Source organism: Pseudolactococcus yaeyamensis, assembly GCF_054658615.1.
Genome location: NZ_BAAGGP010000186.1, coordinates 1 through 1,172 on the forward strand (window position 1 = coordinate 1; position 1,172 = coordinate 1,172).

Genomic DNA, 1,172 nt, shown 5'->3' on the forward strand with positions numbered 1-1,172 from the left:
CGCCACGAACGTTTGTTTAGCGAAAAAAGATTGAGTGACCACTTGGTTTAGGCAATCAAGTGCGATGACAAATTGATTTTGATAATGATACTTGCCTATTGCCCTGACTTGAATGAGTGAGGAGGTCAAAAGACCTATGTGTTTTCTGTCGAAAACAGTCTGAATAGTGTACATAAAGAGGAGAGGATTTGTTCCTCTTTTCTGTTGCTCTCTCTTTAGAGAATAGATAGATAAGGAATGGAGGAAATCAAGATATGAAAAAAGAAACTGTCGTCGGACAACCCTTACAAAAAGCGTTTGATTTGATTGTAAATGGTCTTGTTATACATCTAGTCTATCAAGAAAACGGCGAAAGTCTAGAAAAATTGTTGTATCAACACCTATCCACTGCTAAATTAACCTAGGTTATGGTATAATAGATTCGTGGTATGGGATTTGAGGAGGCTAGAAGATGGCAAGAATCAGAAAATCTCAACAAAACGTTTTAATAGAACAACAACGCAAATGGAAAGTCGCCATTTATGTTAGACTTTCCCACGAAGATGGTAATAACGAGAGTTTGAGTATTACCAATCAGAAAAAAATTATCCAAAGCTATCTCGATGAACAGTTTCAAGATGCCTATCAGGTTGTGCAAACCTACATTGACGACGGTATTAGTGCAGTTAATGCCTATAATCGTCCTGCTTTTCAAGAGATGATAACAGATGTGAAAAGTGGTCGTGTAGACACGATTATCTGTAAGAGCCTGTCAAGAGCGTTTCGGAACAGTGGTGACCAAACGGAGTATTTACGCAAACTCTTTCCAGAGTACGGTACACGCTTTATTTCGATTGATACACCCTATATTGATACTTACCTAGAACCACGGAAAGTCTATCAAATGGATGTCTCAATCTTTGGCTCATTTAACGAAAGTTATCCGCTTATGATTTCGGAAGAAATTCATAAGACTTTTTGTGAAAAGCGCAATCGTGGCGAATTTATAGGTGCATTTGCGCCATATGGTTATCGCAAAAATCCTGAGAATAAAAACCATTTTCTCGTTGATGACGAACCCGCTGAGATTATTCGTTTGATTTTCAAATGGTATGTCGTTGAAGGTCTATCTATCCGAAAAATTGTCGGACGATTGAATCATCAAGGTATCTCGTCTCCAGCAACCTATAAAA

The 1,172-nt window shown here is 38.1% G+C and carries 2 protein-coding genes; both read left to right on the forward strand.

From position 1 onward, the window contains the following. Nucleotides 1-254: 254 nt before the first annotated feature. Nucleotides 255-404, forward strand: coding sequence for a hypothetical protein (locus ACYQ21_RS15610; protein ID WP_460059599.1), 150 nt, complete (start codon nucleotides 255-257; stop codon nucleotides 402-404). A gap of 47 nt (nucleotides 405-451) precedes the next feature. After that, on the forward strand, nucleotides 452-1,172 hold a 721-nt coding region (locus tag ACYQ21_RS15615), incomplete at its 3' end, for a recombinase family protein (protein WP_460059601.1).

Coding starts and splice junctions, on each gene's coding strand:
- ACYQ21_RS15610 (WP_460059599.1), top strand. CDS start 255: ATGAAAAAAGAAACTGTCGTCGGACAACCCTTACAAAAAGCGTTTGAT.